This is a genomic window from Paenibacillus cymbidii, from assembly GCF_004764705.1.
In the GTDB taxonomy this organism is placed as follows: domain Bacteria; phylum Bacillota; class Bacilli; order Paenibacillales; family NBRC-103111; genus Paenibacillus_AN; species Paenibacillus_AN cymbidii.
The window spans coordinates 174,117-195,981 of record NZ_SHLX01000014.1 but is presented as its reverse complement, the minus strand read 5'-3'; the positions used below and the strand labels follow the sequence as shown (position 1 = coordinate 195,981).

General features: G+C 59.6%; 20 protein-coding genes. 2 read left to right on the top strand and 18 right to left on the bottom strand.

Annotated elements, in window-relative coordinates; translation table 11 throughout:
* Positions 1–11: 11 nt before the first annotated feature.
* The 4 genes from EXY20_RS20105 to EXY20_RS20090 form a co-directional block, all read right to left on the bottom strand.
* The gene (locus EXY20_RS20105) at positions 12–683 is read right to left on the bottom strand and encodes a GNAT family N-acetyltransferase (RefSeq protein WP_135553889.1); all 672 of its coding nucleotides are present in this window, start codon (positions 681–683) and stop codon (positions 12–14) included.
* Between the two features lie 36 nt (positions 684–719).
* Positions 720–1,577 (bottom strand): carbon-nitrogen hydrolase family protein, encoded by an 858-nt coding sequence (locus EXY20_RS20100; protein WP_135553888.1) that lies wholly within the window; start codon positions 1,575–1,577, stop codon positions 720–722.
* Between the two features lie 25 nt (positions 1,578–1,602).
* Positions 1,603–2,406, bottom strand: a complete 804-nt coding sequence (locus EXY20_RS20095) for a class I SAM-dependent methyltransferase (protein ID WP_135553887.1) — start codon at positions 2,404–2,406, stop codon at positions 1,603–1,605.
* Between the two features lie 509 nt (positions 2,407–2,915).
* Entirely contained in the window at positions 2,916–4,223 is a 1,308-nt protein-coding gene (locus tag EXY20_RS20090) for an S-layer homology domain-containing protein (protein WP_135553886.1), read from the bottom strand.
* A 174-nt stretch (positions 4,224–4,397) separates the two neighbouring features.
* On the opposite strand from EXY20_RS20090, the gene EXY20_RS20085 reads away from it, so the two are divergent.
* Positions 4,398–6,032: an FAD-dependent oxidoreductase gene (locus EXY20_RS20085; RefSeq protein ID WP_135553885.1), complete on the top strand. Its 1,635-nt coding sequence runs from the start codon at positions 4,398–4,400 to the stop codon at positions 6,030–6,032.
* Between the two features lie 128 nt (positions 6,033–6,160).
* On the opposite strand, the gene EXY20_RS20080 is transcribed toward EXY20_RS20085, so the two are convergent.
* From EXY20_RS20080 to EXY20_RS20065, 4 genes are all read right to left on the bottom strand, one after another.
* Positions 6,161–6,700, bottom strand: a complete 540-nt coding sequence (locus EXY20_RS20080) for a hypothetical protein (protein ID WP_135553884.1) — start codon at positions 6,698–6,700, stop codon at positions 6,161–6,163.
* 540 nt (positions 6,701–7,240) lie between these two features.
* The gene (locus tag EXY20_RS20075; protein WP_235886107.1) at positions 7,241–8,830 is read right to left on the bottom strand and encodes a DEAD/DEAH box helicase; all 1,590 of its coding nucleotides are present in this window, start codon (positions 8,828–8,830) and stop codon (positions 7,241–7,243) included.
* Entirely contained in the window at positions 8,827–9,687 is an 861-nt protein-coding gene (locus EXY20_RS20070) for an MBL fold metallo-hydrolase (protein WP_235886106.1), read from the bottom strand. Before EXY20_RS20070 ends, EXY20_RS20075 begins: the two co-directional genes overlap by 4 nt.
* Positions 9,688–9,806: 119 nt before the next feature.
* Positions 9,807–10,379 carry an RNA polymerase sigma factor gene (locus EXY20_RS20065; protein WP_135553883.1) on the bottom strand — a complete coding sequence of 191 codons (573 nt, stop codon included), beginning with the start codon at positions 10,377–10,379 and terminating at the stop codon, positions 9,807–9,809.
* A gap of 801 nt (positions 10,380–11,180) precedes the next feature.
* Between EXY20_RS20065 and EXY20_RS20060 the strand changes: the two genes are divergently transcribed.
* The gene (locus tag EXY20_RS20060) at positions 11,181–11,648 is read left to right on the top strand and encodes a double zinc ribbon domain-containing protein (protein ID WP_135553882.1); all 468 of its coding nucleotides are present in this window, start codon (positions 11,181–11,183) and stop codon (positions 11,646–11,648) included.
* Between the two features lie 207 nt (positions 11,649–11,855).
* Here EXY20_RS20060 and EXY20_RS20055 read toward each other — a convergent pair whose 3' ends face one another.
* The 10 genes from EXY20_RS20055 to EXY20_RS20010 form a co-directional block, all read right to left on the bottom strand.
* Positions 11,856–13,013, bottom strand: a complete 1,158-nt coding sequence (locus EXY20_RS20055) for an N-acetylglucosamine-6-phosphate deacetylase (RefSeq protein WP_135553881.1) — start codon at positions 13,011–13,013, stop codon at positions 11,856–11,858.
* Between the two features lie 25 nt (positions 13,014–13,038).
* A complete protein-coding gene (locus EXY20_RS20050) occupies positions 13,039–13,974 on the bottom strand; it encodes an aldo/keto reductase (protein ID WP_135553880.1) in 936 nt (311 codons plus the stop codon).
* A 72-nt stretch (positions 13,975–14,046) separates the two neighbouring features.
* Entirely contained in the window at positions 14,047–14,829 is a 783-nt protein-coding gene (locus EXY20_RS20045) for an SDR family NAD(P)-dependent oxidoreductase (RefSeq protein WP_135553879.1), read from the bottom strand.
* Positions 14,826–15,680 (bottom strand): HpcH/HpaI aldolase family protein, encoded by an 855-nt coding sequence (locus EXY20_RS20040; RefSeq protein WP_135553878.1) that lies wholly within the window; start codon positions 15,678–15,680, stop codon positions 14,826–14,828. Before EXY20_RS20040 ends, EXY20_RS20045 begins: the two co-directional genes overlap by 4 nt.
* 63 nt (positions 15,681–15,743) lie before the next feature.
* Complete coding sequence (locus tag EXY20_RS20035; protein ID WP_207671303.1) at positions 15,744–16,706, bottom strand: Gfo/Idh/MocA family oxidoreductase; 963 nt, start codon at positions 16,704–16,706, stop codon at positions 15,744–15,746.
* Positions 16,707–16,844: 138 nt separating this feature from the next.
* The gene (locus tag EXY20_RS20030; protein WP_135553877.1) at positions 16,845–17,630 is read right to left on the bottom strand and encodes an IclR family transcriptional regulator; all 786 of its coding nucleotides are present in this window, start codon (positions 17,628–17,630) and stop codon (positions 16,845–16,847) included.
* Positions 17,631–18,034: 404 nt separating this feature from the next.
* The gene (locus EXY20_RS20025) at positions 18,035–18,307 is read right to left on the bottom strand and encodes a hypothetical protein (RefSeq protein WP_135553876.1); all 273 of its coding nucleotides are present in this window, start codon (positions 18,305–18,307) and stop codon (positions 18,035–18,037) included.
* Positions 18,283–19,164: an ROK family protein gene (locus EXY20_RS20020; RefSeq protein ID WP_135553875.1), complete on the bottom strand. Its 882-nt coding sequence runs from the start codon at positions 19,162–19,164 to the stop codon at positions 18,283–18,285. Before EXY20_RS20020 ends, EXY20_RS20025 begins: the two co-directional genes overlap by 25 nt.
* A gap of 13 nt (positions 19,165–19,177) precedes the next feature.
* Positions 19,178–20,839, bottom strand: coding sequence for a glycoside hydrolase family 3 protein (locus EXY20_RS20015; protein ID WP_135553874.1), 1,662 nt, complete (start codon positions 20,837–20,839; stop codon positions 19,178–19,180).
* A 15-nt stretch (positions 20,840–20,854) separates the two neighbouring features.
* On the bottom strand, positions 20,855–21,778 hold the full coding sequence (locus tag EXY20_RS20010; protein ID WP_135553873.1) for a dihydrodipicolinate synthase family protein: 924 nt from the start codon (positions 21,776–21,778) through the stop codon (positions 20,855–20,857).
* Positions 21,779–21,865: the final 87 nt, after the last annotated feature.

The window sequence follows — 21,865 nt, the reverse complement described above, 5'->3', positions numbered from 1 at the left end:
GCAGCGAAGCTTCAGCCGTGCCGGAACGGGTTGCGCCATTCCATCAGCAGGCTGTAATTGCGGCTTTCCTCGTCGGGCAAATAATCGGGCACAACGGCAACCGGCGTGCGCCCGCAGCGCAGCAGGAACGTAATTACCGGATCGCGTTGCTCGCCGGCCACCACCGCTTCGGCATAACGTTCGGCGCTCATCTCGTGCGCCACTTTGCCGTAGCCGGACATGCGTCCGCCGCCAAGCAGCCGGTCGAGATCGAGGTGCACGACCAGCGCGTACATCCCCTGCATCAGCCATTTGCCGATGCCGTGCCTGCGATACGAAGGCCGGACGCTGATATCGACGACGTACAGCGTATCGCCGGCCATGTCATGGTTGCGGATGTAGCCGTTATCGGTAATGTCCGCCCACGTATGCAACGGATGCGCCGGATCGTAACGCACGATCAGCGCGGTCATCGATCCGACGAGCTTGCCGCCGATTTCCACGCAAAGCGCGCCCTGCGGGAACCGGTCGACATGCTGCCTCAACTGCTCCTTGTTCCACCACAGCTCGGACGGAAACGGCGGCGGGAAGCATTCGCGCTGGATGTCGATCAGTTCGTCGAAGTCGGATGCCGTGTAATTGCGGATCGTCATCGACACCGGTTTATTGTGTTCGTCGAAGGTGTAGTACGTCTGCCGATACATCGCCTTACCTCCTGCCTGGCAAGCTTATTTCCTTGCTCATTTCCAATCGGGGTACAGGTCGGTCCGCCGGTCGCGCCACGTCGTAACCGAACCGCTCTCCCGCACCTGGTACAGCAGCGAAAGATCGAGGTCGCCCGTCACGATCATATCCTGGTTCAGTTCCCCTTCGGCGACGATGCCGCGCGGCGGGAACGGGATGTCGTTCGGTGAAATGATCGCCGCCTGCCCGAAGTTGGCGCGCATGAAATCGACCGTCGGCAGCGAGCCGACCGTACCGGTCGTGACGACATACAGCTGGTTCTCGATCGTGCGGGCATGGCACGTGTACCGGACGCGGTGAAAGCCGTGTCGGTCGTCGGTGCACGACGGACAGAAGATGATGTCCGCCCCTTTGGCCTTGGCCATGCGCACGATTTCCGGAAACTCGATGTCGTAGCACGTCAGCAGCGACACGACGCCTTTGTCCGTCTCGAACACGTCGAACGTTTCGCCCGGCTGCATGTGCCACTCCTTGACTTCGGTCGGCGTAATGTGCAGCTTCGCCTGCTCCGCCACCCGGCCGTCCGGATAAAACAGATGCGCCACGTTGTACAGCTTGTCGTTTTTGCGCAGGACATGCGTGCCGCCGATAAGATACATGTTCGTATCCGCCGCAAGCTTGCGGAACAACGCCGTGTACATCACGGTAAAATCGGGCAGCGCGCCGATCGGCAGCGCATGGCCTTGTTCGTCGCCGATAGACAGCAGCTGCGTGGTGAAAAATTCCGGAAACAGCACGAAGTCCGCTCCGAACTCCTGCGCCGTCTTGACATAGTGTTCCACCTGCGCGGCAAATTCGCCAAAATTGCGAATCGTGCGGAGCTCGTATTGAACGGCGCTGACGCGAATTTTCATAAATACGGTTTCTCCCCTCTTGTGTTCAGCGTTCCGGCTTGTCGGCGATCAGCGTAAACGACTTCGGAATGCCTTTGTCGTACACGTCCGACGACTGGTTCGGCTCTTCCTTGAGCGCCTTGACGACAAGGCCGGCTTCCGCCGCCGAAGTGACGATTTCGCCGAGCGTCCAGAACCGCTCGCGCACTTTGCCGAGGTCGGTCCGTTCCGCTTCGGGCAAAAATTTGCCGTACGGCACCTCCGCCTCATGCACCGTATCGTCGAAATAATCGCCGCTTATTTTGTGCTTGCGCGTCGTATGGCGCGTGCCGCGCGACTCGATCAGCTTCGTGGTGAACGGATGGAAATCCTGCAGCGCGAATCGTCCGCCCGGCGCCAACAGCCCGAAGACGACGGTCATGAGCGGCGCCAGATCGAGAAAATAGTGCAAAATGCCGAACTCCATCAGCACGATGTCGTACTGTCCGGTCAGTTCCGGCTCCGGCAGCGCAAGCACGTCGGCGACGATGTAGCGCAGCGGCACCCCTGCCGCTTCGGCCAGTTCGCGGGCGTATCGCGCGTTGCCTTCGGCGATGTCGACGACCGTCGCTTCGGCGCCGAGCAGCGCCATCGCCACCGCCTTGCCGCCGAACGACCCGAGCGGGTTGATCGCCCGTTTGCCGCGCAGCTCGCCGAGGTACGGCCGCACCGTGCCGAGCCGGGATGCCGGATCGCGAGCGATGCGGGCGGCGGCTTCGGCCGGCGTGCCGTGGCGGTTCAGCCAGGCGGCGTAAGGCCGGTCGTTCCACGCCGCCACGTTGGCCCGGCTCATCTCTTGATTGTCTGGCATGAAAACCTCCGTCGCTTGATTCCTAGGGCGTGTTTGAATACTCCGAAGACAGCAGATTGGACCGAATTTTCGTTCCATGCAAGGAAGTTTTGCGCAGGCTTACCGGGGGTAAGTCAAGCAAAACTGGGTGTGTCTGGGGACCCCGAGGACAGCAGATTGTGCCGAATTTTCGTTCCATGCAAGGAAGTTTTGCGCAGGCTTACCGGGGGTAAGTCAAGCAAAACTGACGCAGCAGGGGGCGAAAAGGCGGTGCAAGATACCTGAGCGGGTTACCAGACACACCCTCACGCAGCAGGGGGGCGAAAAGGCGGTGCTGGATGCACCTGAGCGGGTGTTCAAACACGCCCTAAGTTCTGCGGTGCCAATTCCTGCTGTCATTATACAATGCCGGACGCCGAATCCCAAACGTTTGCCCGCAAACGCAAAGAACCGCCGAAGCTTGTCGCGCGGGGCGACAAGTCGGGCGGTTCTTCCTTTTTCACAGGCTCCCCATCCAATCCGAATCGGGTCTATTTAATTTCGATCGAGGTGACGATGGAATTGCTTCCTTTCAGCTCGACCGCCTGATTCGGAACAAGCAGCGCCGCATTGCCGATAATGGTCAGGCTGGGCGATACGTTGTACAGCGATACTTGCGTCCCGCCGTATACCGCCTGGTTGATGGCAACCGTGGCGATCTGGCCTTGCGAGTTGTGCGTGATCGCGTTCAGCGTGCCTGCGGCCGTAAACGTTTGCGGCGTTGTCGTTGTGCCGGCCTGCTTCGTTACATCGACGAAGATGATGACGTTGTTGTACAGGCGCACTCTCACTTCGTCGCCGACTTGCAGCGCGGACGCTGCCACTTTGACGCCGCCGCGGAAAATGAACGCGTTCGGATCAAGCGCCGCCGTATACGTTTGACCGTCTTGTACGACGGAGAGCGAGTTGCCGTTAGGAATGGCCGCCAGCGTGCCGGCGAGGGCGCCGTCCTGCGGCAGTTGGTCGCTCGTGCGGTCCAGCAGCGCAGCCAGCTCGGCGCGCGTTACAGGGCGGTCCGGACGGAACGTATTGTCCTCATAACCGTTTACAAGACCTTTCTCGACCGCAACCGCGATATAACCGACGGACCCGGCGGGAATTTTGTTCGCGTCCTTGAAGCTCAGCTTCGTGTTCATTTTCGCTTTGGCTTCGTCCTCGAGCTTGAGCGCCTTCACGAGCAGCGTCGTTGCCCACAGACGGTCGGCCGGCTTTTCCGGTTCGACGGCGGTATCGGTTTCCAGGAAAAGATCGTTTTCCGCGGCAACGGCTACATAACCGATCGCCCACGGATATTTTTGCTTCACCTTGTTCGCGTCGCTGAAGTTGAGGTCGGTCGCCATCTCTTCGGCCGATTCCGCCTGATCGCGCAAGCCCATCAGCCGCACCGCCGCCGTAATCGCTTCAATATGCGTGATCGTCTGGCGCGGACGGAACGTGCCGTCGTCGTAGCCTTCGAAGACGCGTTTGGCGGCCAGGCTGGCGATGTTTTTGATCGCCCATTCGACGTCGCCGCCGGTCACGTCGCCGAAGTTCATAATGATTTGCGTGTTATGATTGCCGATTTGGATGTTTTGTTTGCCGCTGGAGGCCGGAATTACTTGCAGATTGCCGGACTTTTTGTTGTCGCGGTCGTTTTTGCCGTTGTCCTTCTGGCTGAAGTTGAACGCATTTTTTGCGTTGCCGTTGTTGCCGCGATCATTCCCGTTGCCGTTCGCAAACGCAGAGCCTGCGCCGCCGACGAGCATGGCAGCCGTCAGCCCCGTAATGAGCATCTTTTTGTAAGGTATATACCGTGTCATATGATTAGATCTCCTTTTTACGTGGAATAAGTATTCGACTTGGCCTTGCTTATCCAAACCGCTTCGCGAAGTGTCCGGTTATGGTAAAGGTTTCGCCCGGTGCGATCGATTTGAGGGGGTGCTCGAAAAAATGTTAAAATAAGATTAGAAGCCATAATCGAAAGAGGGAATGGTATGCGCGGCAAGAAGAAGCTTCTCGGAATAGGAACGATCGTTGTCGCGCTGATTGTGGTGCTGGCGTCTGCGCAATGGCTGCTGAAACGGGGCGACGACAAGCCGGAAAGTGCGGCAACGGGCAGCGCCTCGCCGCTTCCTTCGGCATCGGCATCGACCGCACCGACGCCGACTTCGGCACCGACGCAAACGCCGACGCCGGAGCCGCCGACGGAGACGGTCGACGTCGCACTGATCGGCAGCGAAATCGAAGGGATGTATTTGGCCCGCGCGGCAGCGGACGCCGGATTGACGGTCAAGGTGATCGATCCGCGCGACAAGGTTGGCGGTCAGGTGCTGCAGGGGGAAATGCTGTTCCTCGACGAAACGAAGGACGCGGCGGGGCGTTCGCTTGTGCAGGGGTTGTCCAAGGAGCTGTTTAGCGGCTTCCTGAACGCGAAAATCCGCAAGCTGCCGGAGTTCGAAGCGTATTATGCGAAACTGGCCGCCGGCATTCCGATCGAATCCGGGATCAAGCTGGACAAGGTCGAGGCGGCGCCGGGCCGAACGGCCGGCGAGCAAACGATCGCCGCCGTCGCCTACACCGACAAGAGCGGCGCGCGCAAACGGCTAAAAGCTTCTTATTGGGTGGAAAACAGCGACTTCGCGGCGCTCGTCTCGCGCTTGCAGGCGGTGCGGATGCCGGGATTGGAAGCTTTCTACGGCCAGAGCAACATCGAATACATGAGCGCCGGCTTCATGATGAAGTTCAAGCATGTCGACTGGAACGCGTTCATGAGCGGCATCAACGGGCTGCCGGACGCCGAGCGGAACAAACGGTTCGGCTGCTGCACGGTCAGTGGCAGTTTCGCGATCGGGCTTACTGGCGTCACCAGCGCCTACAAACCGTCGAACGACCGGGTGTTTCTGCGCGGCCTGAACGCGGTCAACCAGCGCGACGGCGACGTGCTGATCAACGCGCTGCTGGTGTATACCGTCGATCCCGCGAACGACGCGTCCGTCGCCGAAGCGATGGAGCTCGGCAAGAAGGAAATGCCGCGTATTCTCGACCATTTCCGCAAATCGTATCCGGGTTGGGGCCAGGCGGAATTAAACGGGTTTCCTTCCTACCCGTACATCCGGGAATACAATCATTACGAAACGGATTACGTGCTGAAAGTGTCGGACATGCTGGGCGGGCGAATGTTTTACGACAACGTGAGCATCTCGGGTTATCCGCTCGACCTGCAGGGGACAAGCGCGAACAAGTGGGGCATCGAGATGGGGCGGCCGGACAAGTACGGGATGCCGCTGCGCAGCTTCCTGCTGAAAGGCTACGACAACGTCGTCATGGCCGGCAAAAATGTCGGCTCCTCCGCCATCGCCTACGGCAGCGCGCGGATCCAGCCGAATACGATGATGGCCGCCGAGGCGATCGGGTTTCTGATGGGCCAGCTGAAGGGCGGCAAGAAGCTGAAGGAGTTGACCGAAAGCGACTGGCCGCAGCTGCACGCGGACTTGCTGGCGAAGCGGCAGCTCAAGTTCACCGGCGTGACCGGCACGAACTACCTCGCCGGCTGGACGGCCGACGAGCTTCGCAAGCTCGACACCGGCGAAATCAACTACCCGGCGTACGCGCCGAAGCGCAAGAAATAGCGCCGATCCCGACAAAAAACCGGCTTCGCCTGGGGAGATTCCCCGGCGGGCCGGTTTTTTTGGACGTGCAGCGCGACAATGGCAGCGCGCAGAAGGCGTCGGCAGCGCTGAAGGGCATCGGCGCGTCGTTAGCGCAGCTTCAGCTCGACGTGCACGCCTTCGCCGTTAAATTTGACGTCTTTGACGGCGACTGCTTTCGGCAGCAAATCGTTCAGGTTGACGTCGATCGGCTGCGGATCGAATTGCGACCTGGGCAGCGATATGCTTTTGATGCGGGCGTCGCGGAAGACGATATGCAAATTTGGCTCCTGCCATTGCAGGTCGTATACGGCGCTTACTTGTGCCGGAATTTTATTTTTGTAGCGGACGTTGGCGGCGATATTCAGGCGATTGCCCGCCAACTCGACCCGCGCGCCGGTGAGCCGCATGTCCGGCGACAGCTGCGGCTGCTCGGCGAGCTGTTTTTTGACAATGTTCTCGACATCGGCTTCGGTCAACTCGACGGCAAATTGCCGCTTCACGATCATCTCGGTCACTTTGGCGCCGATGGACAGCTCCTTGTATTGCAAATCGAGGGTTTCGGTCGGTTTGATGTAACGGATGATGCCGAATGCGATGATCGCCAGCAACAACGCCAGCGTCAACAGCGCGAACAACAATCGTTTCAACTCGGTTGCCCTCCTCGCCTAGAAATGGGTGTTCCCGCCGCATGAAGCGAATCGCTGCTTGGAAATAGGCCATGTTTAATGGGCTATTTCGGTAAAAACGCGCGTTGGCAACGAAATAGCCAGCGATTTCACTGGCTATTTCGCTGAAAAGGTGCGATTTGGGGTTGCCAGGTTGCAATAGCCAGTGTTTTTGCTGGCTATTTGCGATCAGGCGGGAAAAAAGGGGCAAATAAGCCATTTTTTATGGGCTATTTTGACGGAGTAGTGTATTTGTCTGTTGCGCGCCGGCTTTGGCCGGTGCCCGTGGCCCAAAATTGCGGGAAAAGCTCCCGCTAATTTGGCGGTTTGGGCCCGTTTCAGGAAGATAGCAGGAAAACCTCCTGCTATTTTGACCCATTTACGCGTTTAGCGGCATCTTGCGCGATTTTAACGGGAGGTTTTCCTGTTAAATCGGCCAAACAGGCGATTCCGCCAATAATAACAGGAGGTTTTCCTGTTATTGTTTTTTTGTCGGCTCTGACGGAGGCGATCCGCCGACCGCTAAGGGCGCTTGCTCTCTTCGGCTGCCTGCTGCTGCTTCTGCTTCAGCCAGCGCGGCGCGCCTTTGTTCTTGCGGTCGCGCTCCCGCTCGCTTTTGCGCTGCGCCGCAGCGCCGCCGGCTTCGCTCCGCGCACGCGCTCCCGCGCCGCTGCCGCTCCCGCCGCCGACTTCGCCCCGCGCACGCGCTCCCGCGCCGCTGCCGCTCCCGCCGCCGCCGGCTTCGCCTCGCGCACGCGCTCCCGCGCCGCTGCCGCTCCCGCCGCCGGCTTCGCCTCGCGCACGCGCTTCCGCGCCGCTGCCGCTCCCGCCGGCTTCGCTCCGCTCGCGCGCTTCCGCCCGCGCCCGCTTCGCGGCGGCGCTGCGATTCTGCTCGGGCGCAACTACTTTGCCCGCGTACATCGCTTTCTCCGCGAATGTAACGCCGAGCTGCTTCGCCAGCCGCTCGATGACGTAACGCTCGCGCTCCTCCACGATGGAAACGACGGTGCCGCTGCGCCCCATCCGGCCTGTCCTGCCGGCGCGATGCACATAGCGATCCGCTTCATGTGGCGTGTCGAAGTTGAACACGTGCGTCACCTCGGGCAAGTCCAGTCCGCGCGCGGCGATGTCCGTCGCGAGCAGCAGCTTCCCGCGCCCGCCGCGGAATCGGTTCATCACGTTCGTCCGGTCCTGCTTGCCGGCTTCGCCGTACAGCGCTTCGACATCAAGCCCGCCGTAAACAAGCTTGGCCGCCGCTTCGCCGACATCTTCGGTGTCGCTGACGAAGATGATCGCCGACACCGGGTCGTACAGGCGGATCAGCTTGCGCAGCGTATCGATCTTGTCCCGGCGATCGCTGACAAAAAACAGATGCGTCAGCGTATCGGCGACGCGCCGCTCCGTTCCCGGACGGATGACGGCAGGCGTCCGCAGCCAGCGATCGGCGACGCTCTGCAGCGCGTCCGGCATCGTCGCCGACACGAACGCCAGCTGCCGATCGCGCCTGGCGCTGGCCATCACCGCCTCCGCGTCCTGCATCGAACCAAGCTCGAACACTTGGTCGACCTCGTCGACAACAATGGTCCGTACCTCGTGCATAGACAGTTTCTTCTTCTTGATCAGCTCGAGCACCCGTCCCGGCGTACCGACCACAAGCTGCGGATGAAGCCGCAGCTTCTCGATTTGCCGCTGCAGCGCCGCACCGCCGATGAGCGGCTGCACGCCGATGCCGCTGCCGGCCGTCAGCGCCTCGGCGACCCGCACGATCTGCATGCCGAGCTCGCGCGTCGGCACCAGCACGACCGCTTGCGTCCGTTTCGACGCCGCGTCGATGCCCTGGAGCATGGGAAGCAAATAGGCCAATGTTTTGCCGGTGCCGGTCTGCGATTGCACCAAGGCGTCCCGGCCGGCGATCAGCTGCGGAATCGCCTCCGCTTGCACCGGCGTCGGTTCGGCGATGCCAAGCTCCCGCAGCCGTTCCGCCCAAGGAGCAGCGGCAGGCAGCAACGTGTCGAATCCGCATGCCCCCGCTTCGCCTCCCCTCTCGTCCACGCGATCGGTTGCGCGCTCGTCTTCGCCCTTGCCGGTGTCGAATCCGCCCGTCATCGTCATGGCCGCTCCCCTCTTTCCGACAAATGCAAATAACGTTCGCCGGGGACGAACATTTTGAACCGCTGCATCGGGTAGGCGCGATGCAGGTAGTCGACAAAATACGCCGGATTGTCCGTATTGTGCGCGAACAAGTCATAGTGCATCGGGATCACCAGGTCGGCGCCGATCGCATCCGTCAAGTCCGCGGCTTCGCGGAAGTTCATGTTGCCGATCAGATGCCGGGCAAACCGTTTGAAATCGCGGCCGTTGATCGGCAAACAGGCGATCTCGACCCGGTGCGGCCGCAGCGATTCGATCAGCTCCGGGAACGGTACGGTATCGCCCGCATGATAAAAAACGACGCCGTCCAGATCAAGCACATAACCAAGAAACCCGTGATTGCCTTCGGCGTCGAGCATAAACTCCTCGTGCTTCGAGGCGATGCCGGTCGCCGTAATGGCGCCAAGCCGCAGCGGCTCTCCCGCCCGGCAAGCGACAATTCTTTCCGCGGCGATACCGGCGGCGAGCAGCAGCCGGACGTGCGGCACCGGGCACAGGAACCGCGCTTGCGGCGATGCCGCAGCGATGCCGCGCAGCGTCGCCGGATGCAGGTGGTCGTCGTGATGGTGGCTGACGAACACGTAGTCGGCGTTCGTGACGTCTTCCGGGCGAAGCGGCGCCGCGAAGTTATGCTTGGGCGACGAAGTAAAATACGGGTCAAAATAAACGATCGTCCCGTCCTTTGTTTTGACTGCCATGCTTTCCTGCCCGAAATGCCAAATCGCGATGCCGTGATCCGGCACCGCGGTACGCTTAAGCTGCGCGATCAGCGCCGCGCCCGTTTTGCCGCGCAGCGCATAGCGTGATTGTTCCTCCAACAAAACCCATACCCCTTCCGCAGGGCAAGCCAAGGCAACCTTGCGCCTTCGTTTGCCTTCGTTTGTGCCATTATATCACAACGGGGCATGCTATGCTTCGCTGCCGTTCAATCCTGCCGTCAGGTGATGTTCCATTCTTTCTGCAGCTTGTTTTTGATCTCTTCGCGCGCGCGGTGCAGTTTGTGCCGGATCATCCCTTCCTTGACGTTGAGCGTAGCCGCCATTTCCTTATAGGAAAGATGGTGAACAAGCCGCATTTCGAGAATTTGCCGGTATTCCGGCTTCAACTGATGGATGTAGCGGGTGATCGCTTCTTCCATCATTTTCGTCTCGACTTCTTGTTCGATCGGCATTTCGTGCACCGACAAGGCCGCTTCGATCGATTCGAACACTTCGTCCGAATCGAGCTCGCCGCGGCTTTTGCGCCACTTGCGCAAATAATTGAAAGCGACGTTTCTCGTAAGCGTTTTCAACCAACTGGCTACCTTTTCCTGTTCCTGCAGTTGGGACGCCTTGCGAATCGCGCGCAAAAAAGCTTCCTGTATAATGTCTTCCGTAGCTCCGTGATCCTTCATGATAAAACGGACCATCGGGTAAACGAGATGGTAAAATTCCTGATAAACGTCCTGCTGCGTCGTTGCGGGAAGGGAGTCGAACTCCGCCGCGAACAGGTTATGCAGATGACTCGACATATGCACCCCCACTAGTTCACCGATCGAGGTTGTTCAAAAAGCGGCTTTTGATCACGAAGCTATTCAGGAAGCCTATTCGACATCGAATCTTGCGTTCACCCTCGAAGTCCGTTGCTCATTTAGGTATCGCCTAAACTCCGCTACTCCTTCTTCAGGTTCTCGCAACCTTCTCGGTGCTGAAAAGCCGTCCGGCTTTTGATCACAGCTTTTGAACACGCAACGATATCCATTTTCTCCGTATATGAGTCGCTTGACAAAAGTAAACAAAAAAGGACATCTCCGGCGCTACGCATCACCATGCAGTACCATTATTATGCAATGGAATGATCGGAAAAGCTAGCCTGTCGCCGCAACTATTCCGAAATGGCTGTAACCAGTTCCACTAATTGGATTTCCTTCTGCGCAAGCTGCGCAGCGGATGGAGAAAGCGACAAGAAACGACACCCGACAGGGGATTGAATAGCAATCAGTCGGACCATGCACCTGCCTTCGACTCGGCCGGTGGCCCTCCGGGTGCTTCTTATCGCTCCATCGCCTTGCTGGAGCTGCCTTATTAACGGCCTTCGGTTGCCGAACCGACGATTGTCCAAGGCGATCGATCCAATTCTGCCATGCCTCCCGTTCGACGGCATATTCGCAGCGCAGGACGCAACCATCGGGCTTCTCCGGCGTAATCATAACCGTATAAGCGGATGCGCGAATAGTATGATTTTTGAACAAGCCATTTTTTTTGCGGCCTATTTTCGAAGATGAAGTTGAACTAAGCTCATTTACTATAAATAATGGATTCGGAGGGTTAATATGGCCGTCAAAACATGCCCGGGATGCGGGGAAGCGAACAAGGAAACGGCGCTGCAATGCGTCGTATGCAGCCGTTCCTTGAGCGGAGTCAGGCTGGAAGGAACACCCGAAGAGGACAAACAATTCAGCGGCATCTTATCCCGGGGGCAGGCGCCGTCCCACTGCCGCGAATGCGGCGAGAAGCTGGCGGCGGACGCGACCCGCTGCAAATATTGCGGCAGCGTCGTCATCCGCGCGCCTCGGCGCGCGACCGCCTACTACAGCGGCGAAAGGAGCGGCGGCGGTCCTGACGGCTGCGCGTTGGCGCTGCTGTTCGTGGCGACGGTGATTATCCCGCTCGTGGGGCTCATCGTCGGCGGCATCTTTGCGTTCAGCGACGACGACGACAAGCGCGCAACCGGCAAAGGCTTGCTGATCACGGCGCTTGCCGTCATTTTCATCTATATCCTGATTGGCATATTGAGGTAAACGCCGACGCCGCACTTGGCGTCGGACAGTGATAGAAGGAAAACCTCCCGCTATTTCGCGCCAGAACCGCCGATTTGCCAAAATAAAAGGAAAACCTCCCGTTAGGGCGTGTGAAGGCGCTTAAATAACGGGAGGTTTTCCAGCTAAATCCGATTTTACGTTAAAAACCGCCAAAATAGCGGGAGGTTTTCCCGTTAAGACGGGTAATTACTCCTTCACCCACTGCCCTCGCAGCATCACCCGCTGCACGTCCACCCGGTCGTTCACGACAACGACGTTGGCGAGCTTGCCGCACTCGAGGCTGCCCATCTCGCGATCAAAACCCATCGCCCGCGCCGGATTGAGCGCCGCCATCTTGAACGCGTCGACGAAGCCTACGCCCGTATGATCGATCATGTTGCGGACGGCGCCGTCCATCGTCAGCTTGCTGCCCGCGAGCTGGTTTTTGATGTCCCAGTTCAGATCGGACGGCGCGTCCGGATCGAGGCAAGCCCCGTCCATCGCGTCCGTGATGACGATTACCTTGTCCGCACCCTTCGCCTTCAAAATAAGCTTGAGCATCAGCGGCCGGACGTGAACGCCGTCCTTGTCCGGGATCACTTCGGCGAAGATGTCGTCGTGCACGAGAATCGCTTCGACGACGCCAACTTCGCGCGTACCGCCGTAGCGGCTTGGCGACGGCGTCGTGCCGCAGGCGTTCGTCGTGTGGCAGCCGATCATCAGACCGTTGCGCACGAAGCCGAAAATCTGCTCCGCCGTCGCCTCCGAATGGCCGACCGACAAGATCGTGCCGTTGCGGCCCGCCGCTTCGGCAAACCCGGCCGCGCCTTCCAGCTCCGGAGCAAACGTCCACAGCTTGATCCGGCTGCCGCCGGCCGCAATCAATTCCTCATACTCCTCACGATCGATCGGCCGGATCGGCGAGAGGATGGCGCCGTATTTTTTATTGATGAACGGCCCTTCCAGGTGAATGCCGGCAATGCTGCTGCCCGGCTGCTCCATCGCCGCGATAATGCGGCGCACGCCTTCGAGCGTCTGCTCGCGGCTCTCGTTATAAGACGTCGTCGGCAGAATCGCCGTCGTACCGAACATCAGATGCGCCTTGGCCATCGTCGCCGGGTCCAGATAGGCAAGCGCGCCGCCGCCGCCGTGCACGTGAATATCGACGAAGCCGGGGCCGACGAGCGCGCCGCGGACGTCGACGATGGCCGCACCGTCCGGGATCGGCGTTTGCGCCCGGTCCCCGCAGGCAACGATGCGCTCGCCGCTCACGACAAGCACGCCGTCCGGAATGATGCGGTACGGCGTCACGACGCGTCCGCCGACAATCGCGATCGGGCGGGTTTCGCCCTGCTGGTTCAACATGCCGTCATTCCTCCGTTTTCCGCGATCAATTGAATTTTACCGGCCATTTGACCGGGTCGATGATGGCTTCCGGCAGCCCCGACAGTTTCTGCATGATTTCGGCGCGCAGCGCTTCCGGCATCGCCGGACCGTCGATCAGCTTCACGTTGTCTTGCACCTGCTCCGCCGTCTCCGCGCCCATCACGAGACTGTCCACTTCCGGCAAGTCGCGGACGAACGAAATGGCCGCTTGCGCCGCGGACAAACCGTACCGGGCCGCCAGCTCGCGGAAGCGGGACAGCGGTTCCTTCGCGTCCGCCAGATGCGGCGGCACATCGTTCTCCTGCATAACCAGCAAGCCTTGCAGAAACACGCTGCGCACGAAAATCGTTTTGCCCCAGCCGCGCAGTTCGGCCAGCCAGCCATGGTTGATCAGCCGATGATCGAGCGCGTTGAACGCGACCTGGATCGCTTCATAAACAGGCAGCTGCGTATAGCGACGGATGTCCATATATTGCTCATCCACATTCGAGCCTAGCGACAGACCGGCGCGTTCGATCAGCCCTTTTGCTTTGGCCTCCTCGAACAAAGCCGTCACTTCGTCGCCATGCCGCTTCAGAATGTCGGGCTGATGCAGCATCAGCACCGGCAGCGACTCGTACCCAAGCTCCGCGCGCGACTGCTCGACCGAGCGGAAAAATTGCGTGGCCAGCGACTCGTCGGTTCCCGCTTTCAGTACGACTTTCGTGACGATCAGCGGCTTCGTTTTCCCCTGGAAAAAGTGGCCGAGCACTTGCTCCGACTTCCCGTAAGCGCCGGCGGTATCAAGGCAATTGACACCGCCGTCAAGCGCGGCTTGCAGAATCGCGGCGCTCTCTTCCTGGGTAGGCATTCCCGTTTTGTTGCCGATGCCGTACGGCAGTCCCAGCTGCACCGTTCCAAGCGTCAGTTTGGAAACCGAAAGACCGTTCGTTTGCTGCATGATCAGCTTCTCTCCTTATAGAGCGGCGGCGCGCCTGCTGCCGGCTGCGGCGAAACAGGCGCGAACGGCCGTTTATTTTGCGGTATAACCGCCGTCGACCGGCAGATTGACTCCCGTCACATACAGCGATGCGTCGGAGGCGAGGAACACGATCGAGCCCATCAGGTCGGTATCGTTCGCCATGCGGCCGAGCAGCGTTTTTGACGAGTAGCGTTTGATGAACTCCTCCGGCGTGCGGTACGAGGCGATGCCGCCGGGGCTGATGCAGTTGCAGCGCACGCCCTTCGGGCCATAATAGCTCGCCGCGAAGCGAGTGAAGTTGACCATGCCGCCTTTATGGAAAAAGTAGTCCGGCACGAAGCCATGGAAGCCCAAGCCTTCGTACAACGTGCCGTCCGGGCCGATCATGCCCTGGATCGAACCGATCTGGATGATCGAGCCGCTGCCCTGCTCGGCCATCACGTCGCCGAATGCGCGTGTCATCAGAAACAGGCCGGTGGCGTTGATGCGCATGCTTTCGTCGAACTTGGCCGCGTCGTCGTTCCAGCCCGACATCGTGCGGGCGACCGCGTTGTTGACGAGCACGTCGACCCGGCCGCTGCGCCGGATCACTTCGTCCTTCAGCGCGACGATCGATTCCTCGCTGTCCTGCTGCAGCTGCAGCCCGGCAGCCGTTACGCCCGCCGCGGCGAAATCCTGCTCCAGCCCGGCCAGCTTCTCTTGATCCCGCGCCGTAAAATACGTCGTCGCCCCGGCATCGCTCAGCGCCTGCACGATTTGTTTGCCGTACAGCCCCGAACCGCCCGTTACGACCGCCACCTTGCCTTGAAGCGAAAAGCTTGCGAGTGCGTTCATATCGATTTCCCCCCGTAAATGCTGTCGCCCGAGCGGCCTGCGGTTCCTTGCGCAGCGGCTTGCGCCAGCGTCCGTCCGGCCACGGGGCTAAGCTTGCCCATTGTGGAAATGATGTTGTCGAAGTAGCCGCTCAGCGCGACAACGTCGGCGCCCAGACTGATGAACCGATAGCCGAGCCCGATCAGCTCCTCCGCATTGCCGAGGCCGCCGACGGTGCCGGCGAATTTGCCGTGTTTGGCCGCCAGCTCGCCGATGCGCTTGCGCGTCTCCAGCAGCTTCGGATGGGTGAAATTGCCCGGCTCGCCGATCGATTGGGTGAAATCGCCCGGCCCGAAGAAAATCATGTCGAGGCCCGGCAGCTTGATGATTTCCTCCAGCTCGTCAAGCGGCTCCACGTCCTCGATCTGCAAAATGTTGAAGCGCTGCTCGTTGGCCACGCGCAAATATTCCATAAAATCGAGCCGCGTATACGCGCCGTCGGCGTTGCCGCCGTCGATCGGGCGCATGCCGAGCGGATGGAATTTCGTCGTCTTCACTACGGCGCGCGCGTCTTCGAGGCTCATGACGTGCGGCACCATGATCGCCGTCGCGTCAAGCTCGAGCGGACGCACATAATCGCTGTATCCGCCTCTGTCGACGCGAACGACCGTGTCGACGTCGTGCATTTTGGCAGCCATGACCATCTTCTCGATGACGTTCCAGTCGTTGGCCACATGCTCGCGGTCGGTCCAGATGCAGTCGAAGCCTGCCAGGGCGGCGATTTCCGCCACACGCGAATCGGCCAGGTTCAATTTGATGCACAGCGCCACTTCGCCGGCGCGCAATTTCTCAAGCACTCTGCTTCTTCTCATTGCTGCTGCTCTCCCTTGTCTGGTTTGTGATTGGTGCCGCATTCGGCAGGCGATCCCGTTGCATCAGCGGGCGGAAATTTCGCTCAGCAGCACTTCGCGGCCGCCTTCCTCGCGACTGCGGATGCCGGCGATGACCAGCTTCATCAGCTCTTCGGTTTCGGCAAACGGGAACGGATACTCGCCGGTGCGCAAATAGTCGATGAACGCCGCCAATTGCGCTTTGAACGAAAAGAACGAATCGCTGCTCGGCACGAACGCGTTGCCGGCCGTGCCGCACAGCTGCAGCAGCCCGAACGAGCCGTACATATCGGATACGGCGGCGACAACGACGTCGACGCCGCTTTCGTGCGTCAAGTGAACGATATTGCGGTCGATCGAACCGGTATTGCGCACCGAAACGAAGCCGGGTCCGATGATCGGGTACATGCCCTCGAGGGCGTGAATGCCGTAGCGTTCCCATGTTTTGGGCGTCGTAATCGTGGCGAACCGCAGCTTGCCGAGATTGTGCGTCGACATGCGGTACGGCGCAAACTCTTTGGTATACCTCATCGAGCTGGACGACATGATCGGCTTGCCTTCGTCTACCCAGCGGCAGAACGTGCGCAAATCCTGTTCGTTATCGACAAGCGGCTTATCGACGAAGACGGGGATGCCCGCTTCGACGAACGGACGGCAGCGCTCCACATGCTCATGGCCTTTGTCCGTGGCAACGATGACGGCATCGACATGGCCGATGACGTCCTCCGCGCGGCTAACGACGTTCGGCACCAGCGACGCCTTCGACACTTTCTCCGCGTCGGCCGGATCGTCGGTCCAGACGTGCGTCACCTTGGCTCCCGGAATCGAAAGCGCCTCCGGCGGCTGCAAATTGAGGTAAGCCGGGATGCCCGGGAATGGGCATTGCTGCATCAATTCCTTGTTCATTCCATTGAAGATTGCGCTCCAAGAGTACGGATGGCCGTTGCCGTCCACCATGCCGAGCATTGCCAGTCGAATCGTTTCCCCTTGCACAAGCGGTTTGGCCATGATCGCGTTCGTTCCCCTTTCATTCTTGCCATGCTCGTGTTGTCTCTTATTATGAGACTACGTCTCGTAATTTCAATAAAATTATACACCTGCCGATTCAGGTGTGTAAACCTCCATTTTCGCTTAACGCCAGGGTTGTCAGCGGCCGGAATAGCCCAGCCTGCGCGACAACAGGTTGGCGCAATCCACCGTCATGCCGCCGTAAACGTCCGTCTTGTCGGACGGAATCAGCTTCGACGTGCCGCTGATGCTGATCGCCGCCACCACATCGCCCGTGTAGTCGCGCACCGGCGCGGACACGCAGCGCATGCCGAGCACGCTTTCCTCGTCGTCGATCGCATAGCCGCGCTCGCGCACCGCTTGCAGCTCGCGCGCGAACTGCTCGAAGGAGCCGATCGTTTTGCTCGTGCGGCGTTCAAACACGTAGTCCCGCATCGTTTCGGCGATCGTTTCGCTCGGCAGCCAGGCGAGCAGGCTTTTGCCCAGCGCGGTCAAATGAATCGGCCGGCGCTGCCCGTGCGCGGCGTTGCGGGTTCGCGCCCTCTCCTGCTCGATGCTGGCCAGGTACAGCACCGAACCGTTCTCGAGCACCGCCATGTTCGACTCCATGCCCGATTCGGCGACGAGCTGCACCATCGCCTGTTTGCCTTCTTCGATCAAATTGGTCGAATTGGCGAAAACGGAGCCAAGCTCGAACGCTTTCGCCCCGACGTCGTACTTGTCGGTATCGTCGTTCTTCTTCAGGTAGCCGTGGTACTGCAGCGTCGCCATCATGCGGTGGGCCACGCTTTTGTGCAGCTTGAGCCGGGCTGCCACCTCGGTGACGCCAAGCGGTCCGCGCTCGTCGATGAACGCCTGCAGGATGCTCAGCACGCGGTCGACCGATTGCACGACGTAGTAGGGCTGTTCCTCGCTTTTTTTCACGTGCCTTTTGCCTCCTTTCCCGATATTCCGATTTTAGTGGATTGCAGCGCTTCCGGCAACTCCCAATAATCGGACCGTCGGCGGGCGCCGGCCGTTCAGGCTTCGCCAAGCAGACACGTTGCAAAAAAACGCGGCGCTCTCCCTCCGCCAACCAACAAATTCGCGTCTTTGCAACATAGGCCCTGTTTTATTGCCTATTTCGTCAAAAACAGGCCTTGTAGCCGAAATAGCCAGTGAAATCACTGGCTATTCCGGCCAAAATGCCTGATTGGAGGCGTGACGGAGCAAATAAGCCATGTTTCCGCTGGCTATTGCAGGCGGGGCAGGCGAAATCGGGCAAATAAGCCATTTTACATTGGCTATTTTGATTACCCGGCCCGGGCTCGTCGCAGCTGGCGAACCGCTTAGCGCTCGAACGCTCCGATGTCGATCGCCGCGCCGTTCGCGCTGCGCGCCGTACCGTTGCCGGCCGCTTGTTGCGTATGCTGCGGCGGCTCGTATGCCGGCAGAGTCAGCGCGTTCGGCACTTCGTGGCCGGCGTACGAAGCCGGCGCTCCCGTGCCGGCGTCGACCAGCGCGCTGCCGGCGGCCGGCCGGAAGTCGTTCGCCGCCGCGTCGGCGAAACCGGGATCGGCGCCGGACAATGTGCCCGTCAGCTCGGCCGGCGCATATGCCATCCCCGTTTTCCGCCAGTTGTTTTTGCCTGCCACTTTGCGCTGCCCGTCGGTCCAGGCGACGGTCGTCGCATTTTCGAAATAATCGTTGCCGAGGATGACGTTATTGTCGTATTCGACGCCCCCCCCCCCCCCGCTTTCCCGTCCGCGCCGCCGAGCAGCGCGCCGCCGACGATTTCCTTCAGCGCAAGCGATGCCGCGCCGATAATTTTCGAATCTTCGACGAAGCTGGAGAAACGGAACGTCACCCGGTGGTTGGACGGCACCAGCGCGCGTTTGCGCACGATCGCCGTTACGGTGTCGAGAAACGGCTGGCCGAGATGGCGAATATCGCCGTGCAGCACGATCATTTTCGGATTGAGCGCGTTGACGATGTTGACGATGCCGATCGCCAACATCCGGGCGTATTCCCGCACTTGCGCACGCAGCCTGTTGTCTTTGCCGGGATAAATGCTGCCGTTCACAATAATCCCGGTGCCGATCCCTTCCTTCGTCTGAATCGTCACGAAGTGGTTCGATTCCTTGCCGCAGCCGAACCATTTTTCCGCCACCGCCATATTTCGCGATTCGTTGTCCGCCCAGACGGGCATCCGCCGCTTCTCGCCGAGATAGGCGCCGATCGGCACCGCCTGCCACCTTTCCATATGGGCGGCATTAATCAATACGCCTTGGCGCGATTCGATAACGCCGGGTATGCTGGCCCCGATGCCCAGCACCGGTATGCCGCTGCGGGTGCCTGAAGAGCGCAAGCCGCGAGGTCGAGTTCGCGGCTTGCGGCTTATTCGGCGAAAATTGTGCATGGGTTCGACGGCGGTCGCAACCGGTGCCGAAATGTCGATGATTGCGGGAAGCCTCTTCATACATTCGCTTCATTTATGATAATCCGTACCCGTATGGAAATGACGAACCAATCGTAATCGGCAGCTTTCCCGTAGTGGGCATTTGGCCGAATACGGCGTCTACGCAGGCAACGATCGAATATGAATCGTCGCTGTAAGCGCACAGACAATTCGCGGGGCGGCGTACGGAATGGAGGACGTATGGACTTCCGAACAGCAGAATCACCGTTTTATCTATTGCTCCAACCAGCCAATCCGCCAGGTCGGCTTGTTCCTTCGGGATCGCGGCACTGCCGGGTTTATAGGATACGACACGAATGAACGTAGCAAAAACAACGGCATCGTACCGTTCGCTTTGAATGGCTCGCTCCACCTTCCTCCGATCTTCCTCCGTCGGTTTCTCGTGAACGAGGAGCAGCTCGGCATCCGGCGAGAAGCGGCGAACCCTTTCGTATACTTGACCGGCCCTGCTTTCGATGACGAAGCTCATGTCCTCGACTTCTGTGCCTTCCTCATCCCCGATAACCGCGATCAGCAGCAGGTTATCGGCCCGCAGCGGCAGATGGCGGCCCGTCAGCTTCGTAACGGATTGAGCGGCGATGTCGCGCGCGGTCGTCCGATGCTCCTCACAATCCAGCACTTCCCGGGATTGACGAATGTCGATTTCCTTGTTGTCCATTATATTGAACCTGGCCTTGTATTGAAAAATGCGGGATACGGCTTCATCGATCCTTTCCACATCCACCCGGCCGCTTCGGACGGCATGGCAAACGGCCCGTAATGTGATCTCCGGATCGGACTGATAATCTTGCAGAATAAGGTCGTGCCCGGCTTGAATGGCCATAACGGCAGCCTCTTCAATGCCGTATACGGACTTTATTCCCCTCATCGTCAAGCTGTCGGAAACGATCAGGCCTTCGAAGCCAAGCTTCTGACGAAGAATACCGGTGATGACGCTTCTCGACAAGGTTGCCGGCAGCGGCTCATCTTCCTCCTGCAAGGCAGGCACGTACAGATGAGCGGTCATGACGCCGGTGAGACCCCTTGCGATCAGCGTTCGATACGGCTTAAGCTCGATGTCGTACAAACGATCGGAGTAATGGGGCAATGCAGGCATTTCCACATGCGAATCCTGCGACGTATCGCCGTGGCCCGGATAATGCTTGGCTAATGGAATAATGCCCGCTTCCTGCATCCCGGCTACGTAAGCGGCGGCGAGCGACTCGACCAGCGCGGGATCTTCTCCGATGGAACGTATGTTAATGATCGGATTATTCGGATTCGTATTGATATCGACCGTCGGGTTGCTGATCATATGAAACCCCGCTGCCCGCACTTCCCGGCCGATCGCATGTCCCATCCGGTACGCCAGCTCTGCCGAACGGGTCGCCCCCAATGCCATCATGGAGGGAAATCTCGTCCCGAAATCGAATACCGCCCCGAGTCCGGCCTCGCCGTCGCAGTAAAACAAGATAGGGCAACCAGCCAATTTGCGATACTCATTTATTACGGCGATAAGCCGCTCAAGCTTTTTGTCATGCGTCTTGTGGAGCAGAATGTGGCCGACGGCGCCGATCTCGCCTGTTGAAAGCCGCCTGCGAATCGCTTCCTCGAATCCGTGCGCCCGAACAATAACCATCTGACCGACTTTTTGCTCCAATGTCATCTCCCGGAGGTCGGGAACCTTGTGAATCATATGAGAACCCTCCTGTCAGGTGTTCGAGGCGGTGGCGGACCCGCCGGGGATGAAGCCGGAATGTTCCCCTCTTAATCCTTGATAGTAGCCTTCCATCACTTCTTTCGTCCGTCTTGCATCGCTTGTCAGCAACGGAGACCGCGTCTCCGGACTGGAATACAATCCCAACCGGTGGAACAGCATCTTCGTCGCCGGAATTTCGTCGCCTGGCCCGAACATGCTGATGAACGGCAGCAACACCCGGCAGTACAGATCGAAGCTCGCCGCGCCGTTCCCGCTTCGGAACATTTCCCAGCATGCCTTGAAGCTCGCGGGATAAATGATCGGCGCAATGATCATATTGCCGTCTACTCCCGCTTCGAAAGCGCGATAACAAATAATATCGTCGCCGCCGAATACGGAGAGTCCAGTCCGTTCCTTCAATTCGCGAATTTTGCCAAGGTTGTGATCCGTCATCTTGATCGCGGTCACCTTGGGGACCGCATTCGCGAGCGCGATCAGCGAATCGGTAGTGAAAACCGTCTTGGTTGTAACGGGATTGTCGTAAAAGACGATGTCGAGTCCGGTCTTCAGCGCCAATTGTCCGACATAATCGATGATCATCTCCAGCGAATTCGGAAAATAATAGGGGCTCGGAACGAGCGCGGCTCTCGCTCCGGCTTCTGCGGCGGCTGAACCGATGCGAACCGCATCCTCCAGGGAGGAATGCCCTAAACCTACTACCGCCGTCTTCCCCTTGGGCGTGATCCGGGCAACGTAATTCATGATCTCGATTCGCTCCCGAGTCGTGAGCGCCGGCGCTTCGCCGGTGCTCCCGCAAACAACGTACCCGTCAAGATCCTCCAGCACACGATCGAACAGCTTGTCGAACCCCGCATATTCAATCCCGCCCTTCGTGAACGGGGTAGGGATGACGGGCAGATTGCCTTGCAATTTCATAGTCTCACACTCCGTTGTTTGTCTAATTCAGGCCAATGCCAGAAGGTATCCGGAATTGCATCCGCGACTTCACGCCGACGACCGACT

Bases quoted from the DNA above. Each gene is read 5' to 3' on its own strand.
- EXY20_RS20050 (WP_135553880.1), bottom strand. From the start codon at position 13,974: ATGCAGCAAACGAACGGTCTTTCGGTTTCCAAACTGACGCTTGGAACG.
- EXY20_RS20090 (WP_135553886.1), bottom strand. From the start codon at position 4,223: ATGACACGGTATATACCTTACAAAAAGATGCTCATTACGGGGCTGACG.
- EXY20_RS20100 (WP_135553888.1), bottom strand. From the start codon at position 1,577: ATGAAAATTCGCGTCAGCGCCGTTCAATACGAGCTCCGCACGATTCGC.
- EXY20_RS20105 (WP_135553889.1), bottom strand. From the start codon at position 683: ATGTATCGGCAGACGTACTACACCTTCGACGAACACAATAAACCGGTG.
- EXY20_RS20040 (WP_135553878.1), bottom strand. From the start codon at position 15,680: ATGAGAAGAAGCAGAGTGCTTGAGAAATTGCGCGCCGGCGAAGTGGCG.
- EXY20_RS20035 (WP_207671303.1), bottom strand. From the start codon at position 16,706: ATGGCCAAACCGCTTGTGCAAGGGGAAACGATTCGACTGGCAATGCTC.
- EXY20_RS20025 (WP_135553876.1), bottom strand. From the start codon at position 18,307: ATGGCATATGCGCCGGCCGAGCTGACGGGCACATTGTCCGGCGCCGAT.
- EXY20_RS20055 (WP_135553881.1), bottom strand. From the start codon at position 13,013: ATGTTGAACCAGCAGGGCGAAACCCGCCCGATCGCGATTGTCGGCGGA.
- EXY20_RS20085 (WP_135553885.1), top strand. From the start codon at position 4,398: ATGCGCGGCAAGAAGAAGCTTCTCGGAATAGGAACGATCGTTGTCGCG.
- EXY20_RS20095 (WP_135553887.1), bottom strand. From the start codon at position 2,406: ATGCCAGACAATCAAGAGATGAGCCGGGCCAACGTGGCGGCGTGGAAC.
- EXY20_RS20075 (WP_235886107.1), bottom strand. From the start codon at position 8,830: ATGACGATGACGGGCGGATTCGACACCGGCAAGGGCGAAGACGAGCGC.
- EXY20_RS20045 (WP_135553879.1), bottom strand. From the start codon at position 14,829: ATGAACGCACTCGCAAGCTTTTCGCTTCAAGGCAAGGTGGCGGTCGTA.
- EXY20_RS20020 (WP_135553875.1), bottom strand. From the start codon at position 19,164: ATGAAGAGGCTTCCCGCAATCATCGACATTTCGGCACCGGTTGCGACC.
- EXY20_RS20065 (WP_135553883.1), bottom strand. From the start codon at position 10,379: ATGTCGAGTCATCTGCATAACCTGTTCGCGGCGGAGTTCGACTCCCTT.
- EXY20_RS20010 (WP_135553873.1), bottom strand. From the start codon at position 21,778: ATGAAATTGCAAGGCAATCTGCCCGTCATCCCTACCCCGTTCACGAAG.
- EXY20_RS20060 (WP_135553882.1), top strand. From the start codon at position 11,181: ATGGCCGTCAAAACATGCCCGGGATGCGGGGAAGCGAACAAGGAAACG.
- EXY20_RS20015 (WP_135553874.1), bottom strand. From the start codon at position 20,839: ATGATTCACAAGGTTCCCGACCTCCGGGAGATGACATTGGAGCAAAAA.